Annotated in this window: 14 protein-coding genes; 5 read left to right on the top strand and 9 right to left on the bottom strand. The window is 74.2% G+C overall.

Going from position 1 to position 13,143, the window contains the following annotated elements; all coding sequences use genetic code 11:
* Positions 1-500: 500 nt before the first annotated feature.
* From V7793_RS22850 to V7793_RS22860, 3 genes are all read left to right on the top strand, one after another.
* Positions 501-1,277 carry a response regulator transcription factor gene (locus V7793_RS22850; protein ID WP_336009379.1) on the top strand — a complete coding sequence of 259 codons (777 nt, stop codon included), beginning with the start codon at positions 501-503 and terminating at the stop codon, positions 1,275-1,277.
* The gene (locus V7793_RS22855) at positions 1,270-2,379 is read left to right on the top strand and encodes a sensor histidine kinase (RefSeq protein WP_336009381.1); all 1,110 of its coding nucleotides are present in this window, start codon (positions 1,270-1,272) and stop codon (positions 2,377-2,379) included. The genes V7793_RS22850 and V7793_RS22855 overlap by 8 nt, the downstream gene beginning before the upstream one ends.
* A 92-nt stretch (positions 2,380-2,471) precedes the next feature.
* Positions 2,472-3,752 (top strand): benzoate/H(+) symporter BenE family transporter, encoded by a 1,281-nt coding sequence (locus V7793_RS22860; protein ID WP_336009383.1) that lies wholly within the window; start codon positions 2,472-2,474, stop codon positions 3,750-3,752.
* Positions 3,753-3,774: 22 nt separating this feature from the next.
* Here the strand turns inward: V7793_RS22860 and V7793_RS22865 are convergent, their stop codons facing one another.
* The 6 genes from V7793_RS22865 to V7793_RS22890 form a co-directional block, all read right to left on the bottom strand.
* A complete protein-coding gene (locus V7793_RS22865) occupies positions 3,775-4,272 on the bottom strand; it encodes a nucleoside deaminase (RefSeq protein ID WP_336009384.1) in 498 nt (165 codons plus the stop codon).
* Positions 4,273-4,372: 100 nt separating this feature from the next.
* Positions 4,373-4,846: a cyanase gene (gene cynS / locus V7793_RS22870; protein ID WP_336009385.1), complete on the bottom strand. Its 474-nt coding sequence runs from the start codon at positions 4,844-4,846 to the stop codon at positions 4,373-4,375.
* 110 nt (positions 4,847-4,956) lie between these two features.
* Positions 4,957-5,565 carry a carbonic anhydrase gene (locus V7793_RS22875; RefSeq protein ID WP_336009387.1) on the bottom strand — a complete coding sequence of 203 codons (609 nt, stop codon included), beginning with the start codon at positions 5,563-5,565 and terminating at the stop codon, positions 4,957-4,959.
* A gap of 158 nt (positions 5,566-5,723) precedes the next feature.
* A complete protein-coding gene (locus V7793_RS22880) occupies positions 5,724-8,138 on the bottom strand; it encodes a SpoIIE family protein phosphatase (RefSeq protein ID WP_336009398.1) in 2,415 nt (804 codons plus the stop codon).
* Positions 8,139-8,255: 117 nt separating this feature from the next.
* A complete protein-coding gene (locus V7793_RS22885; protein ID WP_336009388.1) occupies positions 8,256-8,408 on the bottom strand; it encodes a hypothetical protein in 153 nt (50 codons plus the stop codon).
* Between the two features lie 241 nt (positions 8,409-8,649).
* Entirely contained in the window at positions 8,650-9,192 is a 543-nt protein-coding gene (locus V7793_RS22890; protein WP_336009389.1) for a MarR family winged helix-turn-helix transcriptional regulator, read from the bottom strand.
* Positions 9,193-9,247: 55 nt separating this feature from the next.
* Here V7793_RS22890 and pip point away from each other — a divergent pair, with 55 nt between their 5' ends.
* Positions 9,248-10,252, top strand: a complete 1,005-nt coding sequence (pip, locus tag V7793_RS22895; RefSeq protein WP_336009390.1) for a prolyl aminopeptidase — start codon at positions 9,248-9,250, stop codon at positions 10,250-10,252.
* Here pip and V7793_RS22900 read toward each other — a convergent pair.
* From V7793_RS22900 to V7793_RS22910, 3 genes are all read right to left on the bottom strand, one after another.
* A complete protein-coding gene (locus V7793_RS22900) occupies positions 10,249-11,043 on the bottom strand; it encodes an HAD family hydrolase (protein WP_336009400.1) in 795 nt (264 codons plus the stop codon). The two genes, pip and V7793_RS22900, sit on opposite strands and share 4 nt — an antisense overlap.
* A gap of 76 nt (positions 11,044-11,119) precedes the next feature.
* Complete coding sequence (locus V7793_RS22905) at positions 11,120-11,566, bottom strand: thiol-disulfide oxidoreductase DCC family protein (protein ID WP_336009392.1); 447 nt, start codon at positions 11,564-11,566, stop codon at positions 11,120-11,122.
* Between the two features lie 78 nt (positions 11,567-11,644).
* A complete protein-coding gene (locus V7793_RS22910) occupies positions 11,645-12,772 on the bottom strand; it encodes an FAD-dependent monooxygenase (RefSeq protein ID WP_336009394.1) in 1,128 nt (375 codons plus the stop codon).
* A gap of 168 nt (positions 12,773-12,940) precedes the next feature.
* On the opposite strand from V7793_RS22910, the gene V7793_RS22915 reads away from it, so the two are divergent.
* Positions 12,941-13,143, top strand: a 203-nt coding sequence (locus V7793_RS22915) for a GntR family transcriptional regulator (RefSeq protein ID WP_336009396.1), incomplete at its 3' end; no start/stop codon positions are given.

Here is a 13,143-nt window from a genome sequence, read left to right on the forward strand (position 1 = left end):
CGCAGGCCCGGCCGTTGCCGCCCTTCCCTTCCGGAACGATCTCCGAGGCCCAGCCCTCGGGAGGTTCCTGGTACGGGCTGCAGGTCCCGCACGAGGCACACGTCCACCTGCCGTGTACCCCCAGGACGACGGATCCGCAGCCGCTACAGGTGTTGGTGGTGTAATAGGGCTCGCCGGGTGCGGCGTGTGAGCGCCATGCCTGCTCTTCCATGTCACCCAGACTGCCATGAACACTGTGAGCACGAGGACTTCCCGTCAGGACCGTTGATGGTCGACGCGCCACATTCGGGACAGTTCATGACCCCCCTTCCTGCCTGCGGCGCTCGCCGGGCAGCGTCAAATGCCGGTGGACCAGCCGTAGTTGCCTTCACCATCGGACAACCGGGCCGAAGGCACCAGACACCGTGCTCGAAGTGTGATAAGCGCGATGAGCGGGGGCGCGGCCTCCGGTGACACGGGCCGGCGGGGCGCCGTGCGCCGGGCGGTGCGAGGCTTGCGGCATGCAGCAGACACCGCAGCCTTCCCGCGTCCTCGTCGTGGACGACGACCCGACCGTCGCCGAAGTCGTCGCCGGCTACCTCGACCGCGCCGGCTTCACCGTCGACCGGGCCGCCGACGGCCCCCGCGCGCTGGAGCTGGCCGCTGCGGTCCGGCCCGACCTCGTCGTCCTCGACCTGATGCTCCCGGGCATGGACGGCCTGGAGGTGTGCCGCCGGCTCCGCGCGGACGGCCCGGTCCCGGTGATCATGCTCACCGCGCGCGGCGACGAGGAGGACCGCATCCTCGGCCTGGAGGTGGGCGCGGACGACTACGTCACCAAGCCGTTCAGCCCCCGGGAGCTGGTGCTGCGCGTCGCGTCCGTCCTGCGCCGCGCGCACGCGCGCTCCGCGGGCCCGCGCCCGGCGCCCCTGCTGCGGGCAGGGGGTCTCGTGCTCGACCCGGCCGCCCGGCGCGCCACCAGGGACGGCGCCGAGCTCGCCCTCACCCTGCGCGAGTTCGACCTGCTGTCCTTCCTGCTGCACCACCCGGGCCGGGCGTGCTCCCGGGAGGAGCTGATGCACGAGGTGTGGGGCTGGGAGTTCGGCGACCTGTCGACGGTGACCGTGCACGTACGCCGGCTGCGCGGCAAGATCGAGGACGACCCGGCCCGGCCGCAGCTGATCCGTACGGTGTGGGGCGTCGGCTACCGCTTCGAGGCGGACGGCGTGCGGCCTCCGGACGGGCCGGACGGGCCGGACGGGCCGGACGCCCGCAGCGAAGGGGCCGGCCGTGCGTGACGTCCTCCTGATCGCCCTCTACTCGTTCCTCGGAGCCGCGGCGGCCGGGCTGCTGGGCGCGCTCGCCCTGCGGGCCCTGCGCCACCGCTCGGTGGCGGTCTCCCTCACGGTGGTCGCCGTCGTCTCCGTCGTCGCGATGCTGGCCGGGACGCTCGCCGTGGCCCGGGCGATGTTCCTCTCCTCGCACGACCTGACCGTCGTCACGACGGTCTGCGCGACGGCCGCCGTGGTCTCCCTCGCCACCGCCCTGCTGCTGGGCCGCTGGGTGGTGGCGCACAGCAACGCCCTGACGCGCGCCGCGCGCTCCTTCGGCGACGAGGGCAGCTTCGCGGCCCCGGGCGGCGGCGGCACGGCCGAGCTCGCCGCGCTGGGGCGCGAGCTGGCCGCGACGAGCGAGAAGCTCGCGCGCTCGCGGGAGCGGGAGCAGGCACTGGAGACCTCGCGGCGCGAGCTGGTGGCCTGGATCTCGCACGACCTGCGGACCCCGCTGGCCGGGCTGCGCGCGATGTCCGAGGCCCTGGAGGACGGCGTGGCGGAGGACCCGCCGCGCTACCTGCGCCGGATGCGCACGGAGGTGGAGCGCCTCGACGCCATGGTCGGCGACCTCTTCGAGCTCTCCCGCATCCACGCGGGCGCGCTGCCGCTGCACCCGAGCCGGATGTCGGTGGACGACCTGGTGGACGACGCCCTCGCCGGGGTGGGGCCCCTGGCCCGCGAGCACGGCGTCCGGCTGACCGGCGACGGCGTCGAGGCGGTGCCCGTCGAGGTCGACGGCAAGGAGATGACCCGCGTCCTGGGCAACCTCCTCGTCAACGCCATCCGCCGCACTCCCGCCGACGGCACCGTCGCGGTCGCCGCGCACCGGGAGGCGGACACGGTGGTGCTGTCCGTGACGGACGGCTGCGGCGGCATCGCGGAGGAGGACCTCCCGCGGGTCTTCGACACGGGCTGGCGCGGCACCGAGGCCCGTACGCCGCCGGGCGGCGCGGGGCTGGGCCTGGCCATCGTCCGCGGCATCGTGGAGGCGCACGCGGGCCGCGCGGCCGTGCGCAACGTGCCCGGCGGCTGCCGCTTCGAGGTGGTCCTGCCCGCGGCCCGCTAGCCGGATCGCGGCCGCCCCACCGCCGCGCGTCCGCACGGCGGTTGACGAAGATCAACTTGTGTAGTGGACTCGCACGCGTGCCCTCGCCTCGAATGACCCGGCTCGCGCAGCGCATACGCTCCGCAGCACCCGCCGACGCGGTCACGGCGGGCTTCCTCGCCGTGCTCATCGGCATCACCAGCTCCGTGGCCATCGTCGTCACCGCGGCGGAAGCGGCCGGGGCCACCCCGGCGCAGCTCACGTCCTGGATGTTCGCCCTCGGCATCGGCATGGGGGTCACCTGCGCGGGGCTGTCGCTGCGCCACCGGGCGCCGGTGGTCACGGCCTGGTCCACGCCCGGTGCGGCCCTGCTGGCGACCGGCCTGCACGGGGTGTCGATGGCCGAGGCCACCGGCGCGTTCCTCCTCTCGGCGGTCCTGGTCGTCGTCAGCGGTGCGACCGGCTGGTTCGAGCGCGTCATGGACAGGATCCCGGTGCCCTTGGCGTCGGCGCTCCTGGCGGGCGTGCTCGTGCAGTTCGGCACGGGCCTGTTCACGAAAATGCAGCAGGACTTCGCCGTGGTGTTCCCGATGTTCGCGGTCTACCTGGCCTGCAAGCGGTGGCTGCCCCGGTACGCGGTCATCGGCGCACTGGCCACCGGGGTCGTGGTGAGCGCGTTCCGCGGCTCGTGGCGCCTGCAGGGCCTGCACGTGGCGCTCGCCGAACCGGTCTTCGTGCGCCCCGAGTTCTCCTGGCAGGTGCTGATCGGCGTCGGCCTGCCGCTGTTCGTGGTGACCATGGCGTCGCAGAATCTGCCGGGCGTGGCCGTGCTGCGCGGCGCGGGCTACCGTACGCCGGTCTCGCCGCTGCTCACCTGGACCGGGATCGTCAATGCGGTGCTGGCCCCGTTCGGCTGCTTCGGGCTGAACCTGGCCGCGATCACCGCGGCGATCTGCACCGGCGAGGAGGCCCATCGCGACCCCCGCAGGCGCTACCTGGCCTCCGTGTGGGCGGGCCTGTTCTACATCACGGTCGGTCTCTTCGGCGGCGTCGTGGGCTGGCTGCTGACCGCCATGCCCGCCTCCCTCGTCATGGGCATCGCCGGGCTCGGCCTCCTCGGCACGATCGGCGGCTCCCTCACGGCCGCGCTCGCGGACGCGCGCATGCGCGAGGCGGCCGTCGTCACGTTCCTGGCCACGGCGTCGGGCATGACCCTGGCCGGCATCGGCTCGACGTTCTGGGGCCTGCTGGCCGGCGTGCTGGCGACCGTGGTGCTGAACGGCCGCCGCCGCGAGCCCGCGGCGGCGCGGGAGCGGGAGACGGGCGAGGGGACGGGGACCGCGGAGAAGCCCGCCGGGCCGGTGGGCGCCGCGGAGGAGAAGGCGGCGCGCTGAGGCGCCGCCGCGGCCGCCCCCGTCAGGCGGTGGGGGCTCCGGCCACGCGGCGCTCGCCGCCGTTGCGCTCCTGCCAGAACCGGTAGACGGCGGTGGCCTCGTCGCGGGGCTCGTGGCGCATCGGCAGCCGCCGCTCGCTCCAGTCCTTGGCGAACTCCGCGTAGAAGGTGTTCAGCTCGAAGTACTTGCGGTCGTCGACATAGTGGGGCTCGTAGTCGTCGCGCTGCGTGAGGAAGACGACCTCGTCGGGGCTGCAGTAGTAGAGCGAGCCCAGGCACATGGGGCAGGGGTGGGCGAGCACGTAGATCGTGGTCCCGGTCAGGTGCTCGGTGCCGAGCCTGGTGCAGGCCTCGCGGATGGCGAGGATCTCGGCGTGCGCGGTCGGGTCGGAGGTCTGGGCGACGAGGTTGGGGCTCTCGGCGAGGATCTCGCCGTCCTTGACGATGACGGTCGCGAACGGGCGGCCGCCCTCCTCGACGTTCTTGCGGGCGATGTCGATGGTGCGCCGGACGAAGTCCATGGTGCGGGTGCTCCTGGGAGGGGTGGGGACGGGTGGCCCCGCGCCCGGCGGGCGGCCGGGCGCGGGGCATCCCGCCGGAGGCGGTACGGAAGGCGGTGCGTCAGAAGGGCTTCGTCGGGAGGTACTTGCCGTCGAGGGTGATCACGGCGCGCTCGCCGCCCTCGGGGTCGGCGACCTTCTTCACGTCCAGCTTGAAGTTGATCGCGCTGATGATGCCGTCGCCGAACTGCTCGTGGACCAGGGCCTTGAGGGTGGTGCCGTAGACCTGGAGCATCTCGTAGAAGCGGTAGATGGTCGGGTCGGTCGGGATCCCGCCGGGGATGGAGCCGCGGGTCGGTACGGTCTGCAGCAGCATCGCCGCGTCGTCGTCCAGGCCGAGCAGCCCGGCGACGGCCTTGGCCGAACCGGCCGGGAGGGCGTGCTGGCCGAGGACGGCGGCCGTGACGAAGGCGACGGACAGGCCGGCGGCGTCGGCCAGCTCCTGCCAGGTGAGGTCCTTGCGGGTCTTGGCCTCGACCGCGGCGATCGCGAGCTGCTGACGGGCCTGGGGGTCGAACTGGGCGTGGACGGTCATGGGACTTCCTTCACTGGTGAGATAACTGGTGATGTGGGGGGCTGGTGAGGCAAGGGGGCTGGTGAGGCGGCCTGATGATCCGGCCGCCGGCCGAACCGGGGGCGGAACCGTCAGGCGGCCGGAAGGGCCGTGAAACGGCCGTTCGCCGCGTCGAGTTCCTCGACGGCGCCGGTGCCGATGTCGAAGACCCAGCCGTGCAGGCGCACCGCGCCGCGGCTCAGGGCGCGGGCGACGGAGGGATACGTCGCCAGGTTCGCCAGCTGGGCCAGGACGTTGGCGTGCACCATCGCGGCGACCCTGTCCTCCGCGGCGGTGGTGCGGCACCTGGCGCGGGCGGCGTCGGCGTGCCGCAGCCAGTCGGCCAGGGCGGGCAGGGCCGACAGGTCCCGGCCCTCGGCGAGTGCGGTCATGGCGCCGCAGGCGGAGTGCCCGCAGACGATGACGTCGGCCACGCCGAGGACGTCCACGGCGTACTCGACGCCGGCCGCCACGGCGTCGGCGCCGGGCGCGTGGGCGGGCACGAGGTTGCCCGCGGTGCGGATGACGAACAGCTCGCCCGGCTCGCGCTGGGTGATCAGTTCGGGAACGACGCGGGCGTCGGAGCAGCCGATGAACAGCGCACCGGGCCGGTGCGTGGTGGCGAGCCGCTCGAAGAGCTCCGCGCGGGCGGGGAAGACGTTCTGCCGGAAGCGCTGGACTCCCTGGGCAAGGTGGTGCATGGGTCACTCCCTTGGTGGATGCCGGTGGGGCCGACGTCATCCACTGTGCATGACCTGCACCTATAACGTCCAAGAGATGAAATCCATGACCCCTATAGGTCTCATCTATACCTGCCGGAAAGCCTGCCCGCCGCCGGCCTGCCCGGGGGAGGCGGCGCTCACGGCAGCAGCTGCTCCGTCCAGACCGTCTTGCCCTCGCGGCCGTACCGCGTGCCCCAGCGCTCGCTGAGCTGGGCGACGAGGAAGAGGCCCCGGCCGCCCTCGTCGGTCGTCCGGGCCCGGCGCATATGGGGGGCGGTGTTGCTGGTGTCGGAGACCTCGCAGATGAGGCGGGGCCCGCGGATGAGCCGCAGGGTGACCGGCCCGCCGGCGTAGCGGTAGGCGTTGGTGACGAGCTCGCTGACGATGAGCTCGGTGGCGAACGCCAGCTCGTCCAGCTCCCAGGCGCCGAGCTGCTCGGCCATCAGCGTGCGGGCCTGCCCGGCGGCGCGGGCGTCCGACGGCAGCGTCCAGGTGGCCACGCAGTGCTCCGGGAGCACGCGGGTGCGGGCGAGGAGGAGGGCGACGTCGTCCCCGGGCTCGGCGGGCAGGAGGGCGTCCACGACGGCCTTGGCCGTCTCCTCCACCGACCGGTCGGGGCGCGCGAGTTCCTGCGAGAGACGGTCGAGCGCCGCGTCGATGTCGAGGTCGTGGCTGTGGATGAGGCCGTTGGTGAAGAGGGCCAGGAGGCTGCCTGCGGGCAGTTCGATCTCGATCGTCTCGAAGGGCAGCCCGCCGAGGCCGAGCGGCGGCCCGCCGGGGAGGTCGAGGATGCTCGCCTGCCCGCCGGGGGCGACGAGGACGGGCGGCGGGTGGCCGGCGCGCGCCAGGGAGCAGACGCGGGAGACGGGGTCGTAGACGGCGTAGAGGCAGCTCGCGCCGGTCACCTGGTCCAGGGGGAAGTCCCGGTTGTTGCTCTCCTGTTCGGCGGCGAGGCGGTACACGAGGTCGTCGAGGTGGGAGAGGACCTCGTCGGGATCGAGGTCGAGTTCGGCGAGGGTGTGGACGGCGGTGCGCAGGCGCCCCATGGTGGCCGCGGCGTCGATGCCGTGGCCGATCACGTCGCCGACGACGAGGGCGACGCGCGCGCCGGACAGGGGGATGACGTCGAACCAGTCCCCGCCGACGCCTTCCACGGCGCCCGCCGGGATGTACTGGTGGGCGACCTCGGCGGCCGGCAGCTCGGGCAGGTCGCCGGGCAGCAGGCGGCGCTGCAGGGCCAGGGCCGCCTGGTGCTGGCGGGTGTAGCGGCGGGCGTTGTCGATGCAGACGGCGGCGCGGGCGGCGAACTCGCCCACGAGGGTGAGGTCGTCCTCCTCGAACGGGTCGGGGCTGCGGGAGCGCCACAGGCTGACGAGGCCGAGGACGAGGCCGCGGGCGGCGAGCGGCAGCATCATGACGGAGTGGGCGCCCAGGGCCCGGGCGTGGGGGGCGCGTTCCTGCGCCACGACGGCGAGGTCCTCGGGGGTGCGCAGCTCCGGCACGAGGACCGGGCTCTTTTCGGCCAGACACCTGCCCTGGGGGGTCTCCGGGGCGAAGCGGATGAGGCCGCCGAGCGGGTTGAGGGCCTCCTCGGCGCCCGGGGTGTCGGACCTGACGGCCGTCCGGCGGACGGGCCCGAAGCCGTCCTGCGAGGGCTCCTCGCCGCGGCTGACGGGTTCGAGGAGGTCGACGGTGACGGCGTCGGCGAGCTCGGGGACGAGGACGTCGGCCAGCTCGCGGGCGGTGGCGGCCACGTCCAGCGTGGTGCCGATGCGGGCGCTCGCGTCGTTGAGCAGGGCCAGCCGGAGCCTGGCCCGGTGCCGTTCGGTGACGTCTTCGACCAACTGGGTGACGCCGAGGATGTCCCCGGCCGAATCCTCCATGCGGAACGCGGAGACGGAGACGTAGCGGACCTGGGAGGGGTCGGCGAGCAGCCGGCACGGCTGCTCCGTGAAGATCATCGGCCGCCCGGTCTCCAGCACCTCGTTCAGGCGGCGCTCCACCGTCTCCGTGTCCGCCGCGACCAGGAAGTCGCCCGTGCGGTGGCCCCGCGCCTGCTCGGCGGTGATGCCGCCGATCCGGGCGACGGCCCGGTTGATGCGCAGGATGCTCAGGTCCGGGGCGTGGACGGCCAGCCCCACGGGGGCGGTCCGGAACAGGCCGTCCAGCACGGAGCGGTCCGTCTCCCACTGGATCACGTCCCCGGCGGGGGCGCCCACCAGGAACCACTCGGGGCCGGCCCCTTCGCGGACGATGCAGCGGGCGCGGACGCCCACGAGGAGGCGGTGGCCGTCGCGGTGGAGGACAGGGATGATGCCGAACCAGCCGGAGTCCCGCAGGCAGGCGGTGGCCGCCGCCACGACCGCGTCGAGGTCGCCCGGGTCCACCAGCGCCTCCAGCCCGGGCCGCCCGATCACGTGGCCCGCCGGGTGGCCCAGCAGCGCCTCGGCACGGTCCCCCCAGCCCACCACGGTCCCCCGGTGGTCCAGCACGACCGACGCCGAGTTGCCGACCGAGAAGGGGTCCTCGGGGCTCTCGTGGAAGAGCGTCATCGGTTCGTCCGTCACGCCGTCCTCCTTCCGCCGGACGCGCCGTGGCTGCCGTCTTCTGCTTCCACAGTGATGGGTGAGGGGCGTCGGCGCTTGCCGACCCGGCGGCCCGTGACCGCTTCAGACGATGCGCCGGCGCCTGCGGGAGCCGCGGTGCCTGCCCGGCGTGCGGCGCGGCGCGGCGGGGCCGGTCAGTATGCGTTCCTCGTAGCGGCCCAGGGCGAGGATTCCGCACAGCAGCAGAGGGGGGAGGACGAGTGCGAAGACGACCACGGGAGGCTCCTGCCGGGAGGAGGGACTCACAGGTCGCGTTGCCGCATAGGGACGGCGCAAACCTGGCCGAGTGGCGCACACAGGCCGTCCGCACTCCCCCATGTGGAGCAGGAGCATCCGTGGGGCGTGCGGGCCGGATGGGCCGGCCCCCAGGCGTGGCCCTGTGCCTGCCCTCGGGTGACGCCGCCCTTACGCGTACGCCGGGCACCTGCGCATCCGCAGCCTCCGGCATTTCCGGGACCTACGCGTCCGGGGCCTCCGCCCCGCCCATGGCCCCCGGCGGCAGCGCCTCGGCGATCCGCTGCCGCATCGGGCGCCGGCGCAGGGCGTCGAGCGCCTCGGTGACGAGCCTGCTGAGCGGGTACGACAGCTCCGCCTCGAATTCCGCGGCCGCAGCGGCCGTGGCCGCCCATTCGGCGTCCAGCACCGGCAGCAGCGACTCGGCCCGGACCGTCAGGCGCACGACGCGCTGCCGTGCGTCCTGCCCCGGCGCAAGGACGACGAGCCCCTCCTCGGCCATCCGGGCCACCGTCTGGCTCGCGGCCGAGTGGGTCACGCCGACGGCTCGCGCGAGGTCGCGGATGGTGCCCGGCCCCGAGGCGGCCAGCGCGCGGACGACAGGGGTGAAGCGCGGGCGGAACCCCTCCAGGCCGAGGTCCGCGTACACGGCGCCGACATCGCCGTCGAGCAGCTCCAGGAGGTGGCGCAGCCGGGTGCCGAGCAGCTCGGGGCCGGGCGTGCTCAGGGCGTCCGGGATGTCCGGGGTAGCGGGGAAAGACGTCACGTGGCGTAATGTAACAGCGCTGTTGTATGGGCGGAGGGCGGGAGGAACGACGCACATGGGAGCGGACGCGGAAGGGCTGTACCCGCCGGTGGAGCCGTACGAGAGCGGCCTGCTCGACGTCGGCGACGGCAACCTCGTGTACTGGGAGGCCTGCGGCAACCCGGAGGGCAAGCCCGCGCTCGTGGTCCACGGCGGGCCCGGCTCGGGCTGCGCCACCGGTGTGCGCCGGTACTTCGACCCGGACCGCTACCGGGTCGTCCTGTTCGACCAGCGCGGCTGCGGCCGCAGCACCCCGCACGCGAGCGACCCCGCGACGGACATGCGGCACAACACCACCGCGCACCTGATCGCCGACATGGAGCGGCTGCGCACGCACCTCGGCATCGACCGCTGGCTGCTGTACGGCGGCTCGTGGGGGTCGACGCTGCTCCTGGCCTACGCGGAGACGTACCCGGAGCGGGTCTCGGAGATCGTCGTCTCCGGCGTCACCACGACCCGCCGCTCGGAGATCGACTGGCTCTACCGGGGCGCGGGCCGGCTCTTCCCCGAGCAGTGGGAGCGCTTCCTCGCCGGGGCCGCCGGCACACCGCGCGACGGCGACGTCGTGGCGGCCTACGCGCGCCTGACGGAGCATCCGGACGCCGCGGTGCGGGAGAAGGCCACGGCCGACTGGTGCGCCTGGGAGGACGCGGTCCTCTCGGGCGAGACGGAGGGGGCCGCGGCGCCCTACGCCGGCCGGGCGGCCGCCGCCCGGCTGGCCCTGGTGCGCATCTGCGCGCACTACTTCTCCCACGGCGCCTGGCTGGAGGAGGGCGCGCTGCTGCGCGACGCGGGGCGCCTGGCCGGGATCCCGGGCGTTCTCGTCCACGGCCGCCTGGACCTGGCCGGCCCGCTCGGCACCGCGTGGGAACTCGCCCGTGCCTGGCCCGGATCCCGGCTGATCGTCGTCGACGGAGCGGGGCACCTGGGCACCGCGGCGACGCGCCGTCACGTGCTCGGCGCCCTGGACGCGTTCGCCCGGCACGGCGGAACCGCGCCCGCGCGGGGCCGGGCGCGCTAGGCCGGCCCGAAGAGCCGCTCCAGGACGGCGGCGACGCCGTCCTCCTCGTTGGTCCCCGTACGCCGCGGCACCGAGGCGAGCACCGCCGGGTGGGCGTTGCCCATGGCGTAGCCGGCGCCCGCCCAGGTCAGGATGGTGAGGTCGTTGGGCATGTCCCCGAAGGCGACGACCTCCGCGGCGGGGACGCCCCGCCCCGCGCACAGCTGCGCCAGCGTGCCGGCCTTGGTGACGCCCGGCGCGCTGATCTCCAGCAGGCCGCGGCCGCCCGAGTGCGTGAACTGAGCCTCGGTGCCCGCGGCTTGCTCCGCGGCGGCGAGCAGCAGGTCCGCGTCGAGCCGCGCCGACCAGGCCAGCAGCTTGGCGATGGGGACGTCCGCCGTCCACAGGTCCGCGAGGGACGCCACGGGCGACTCCGCCCCGGCGTCCTCGGGCAGGCGCAGCCCGTAGGCCGGCTCGTACAGCACGCTCCGGCCGGTCTCGACGGCGAACCCCACGTCCGGCACGGCGGCCGACAGCGCGGCGGCGACCTTGCGGGCGACGTCGGCGGGCAGGGCACGGGACGCGGTGACGGTACGTGCCGCGATGTCGTACACGAGCGCGCCGTTGCTGCACACGGCCGTGCCGGCGAGGCCCGTCGCGGCGGAGAGCCGGTCGACGAAGCGCGGCGGGCGGGCGGTGACGAAGACGACTTCGGCGCCGGACGCGGTCGCCGTGCTCAGCGCGCGGAGGGTGCGCGGGGAGAGGGTCTTGTCATCGCGGAGAAGGGTGCCGTCAAGGTCCGTGGCGATCATGCGAGGGCGCGTCATCGCCCCACGCTACCGGAGGGATCCGGCGCCGCAAGAGCCGCGGGGGACGTGAACCCGCAGATCAGCGGCCCCCGTTCGGACGCCCCGCCTCCGCATCCACCTCCGCATCCGCCCCCGAGCCGGGGCGGCGTCCGGCGGGCAGGGCGCAGGCCGCCGTGCCGCCGGGCATGCGGTGCCGGTTGTCCGCGACCATCCGGTACAGGCCGTGCGCGACCCAGCGCACGGGCGGCAGCGTGAGCACCGCGCCGGGGACGGCCCATCCGCCGCGGGCACTGAGCAGCAGCTTGGCGACGGCCTGGGCCCCGCCGTACACCGTGCCGCCGGGAGCGATCCACAGCAGCTCGTGCTCGGCCCTATGCTGCGTGACACCCAGCGCGTCCAGGTCGGCGAACTGCCATGCGACGACGTCGCAGCGCGGCCGTACGTACTTCTCGGCGCAGCGCACCGAGGTCGCGCAGAAGCCGCAGTCGCCGTCGTAGACGAGCACAGGCCGGGTTCCGGTTCCCATGGGGCCATCATGCCGCGCCTGCCGCCGGGCCCGGCGGCGGGGTCCGGCGAGGGCCGGCGGGGCCTCCCGCTCAGTGGTTCAGCCGTCGAGGGCGATGCCGTGCTTCGCCTTCTCCATCGACTCCTCCGACGCGTTCCCCCCGGCATTCTCCTGTGCGAGCGCCTGGTTGAGGGCGACGAACGGCCGCATGCGCGACTCGTAGCGGGCGAAGGCGGCGGCGTGACCGCCGTCCCCCTGCCGGCCGAGTTCGCAGGCCAGGACGTAGGCGCCCACGAGCGCCAGGCTGGTGCCCTGGCCGGAGAGCGGCGACGCGCAGTAGCCGGCGTCGCCCGCCAGGGCCACCCGGCCCGCGGTCCACCGGTCCATGTGGATCTGGGCCATCTCGTCGAAGTAGAAGTCCGGGGCTTCGCGCATGGCCTGCAGGAGCCGCGGCGTCTCCCAGCCCACGTGCGCCAGCCGCTCGGCCATGAGCTCCTTCTGCTGCTCGGTGTCGCGGTAGTCGTACGCGACGGGGTCCGACGTGAAGCCGAGCGTGGCCCTCATCTCGCTGTTGTCCCGCACCGGGTAGACGCAGTAGGTCGCGCCGCCCGTCGCGGACCCGTCGTTGAGCCATATCTCCCAGTCGTCGAGGCCGAGGAAGTTGGGGGCGCTGAAGACCGTGACGTAGGCGCCGAGGCGCCGGATGAACCGCTCCTCCGGGCCGAACGCGAGCTGCCGCACGCGCGAGTGCAGGCCGTCCGCGCCCACGACGAGGTCGAAGGTCCGCTCCGGACCCTGCTCGAAGGCGACCCGCACCCCGTCCGGCCCCTCGTCGAGAGCGGCGATGGAGTCGCCGTAGAGGAATTCCACGCCTTCGCCGAGCGCCTGCCGGTGCAGCAGCCCGGTGAGGTCCTCGCGCAGCAGCTCGATGTCCTCGCTGTCGAGACGGCCGCCGCTCAGGGTCATCTCCTCGGAGCGCCACACCTCCTTGCCGTCGCCGTCGAGCATCGCCATGCCGCGCAGCCGGGTGCGGACGCCGCGCGCCTCGTCCAGGATCCCGGTCCGGTCGAGGACGTCGAGGGCGACGCCGCGGACGTCGATGGCCTGCCCGCCCGGGCGGACGGCGGGGGCCCGCTCGACGACGGTCGCGGCGAGGCCGTTGCGGCGGAGCCAGTAGGCGAGGGTGAGCCCGGCGACGCTGGCACCGGAGATGAGGACGGTCTTCATGGTGAGCACCTTTTCGCATACGCTACTTACGCTGTACGCAACTGAATGTACGCCGTAAGCGCAGCATTGACAAGGGGTACTCCCGGTCCTGCACTAGTACAGAAGCCTTTCACCGCCCCGCCCCCTGCTAGGCTCTGTACTAGTACAGGAAGAAGAAGGAGGCCGTCCTTGGCCGGCACATCGGTTCCCCCCTACCTCCGCATCGCCGCCGAGCTGCGGCGGCGCATCGCGGACGGCGAGCTCGCCCCCGGCGACCGCGTCCCGTCCACGCGGCAGATCGCCGAGGACTTCGGCGTCGCCCTCGCCACGGCCACCAAGGTGCTGACCACCCTGCGCCAGGAGGGGCTCGTGCAAGCCCGGCCGCGCGTGGG

The sequence above is a fragment of the Streptomyces sp. KLMMK genome (genome assembly GCF_036961605.1).
In the GTDB taxonomy this organism is placed as follows: Bacteria; Actinomycetota; Actinomycetes; order Streptomycetales; family Streptomycetaceae; genus Streptomyces; species Streptomyces telluris.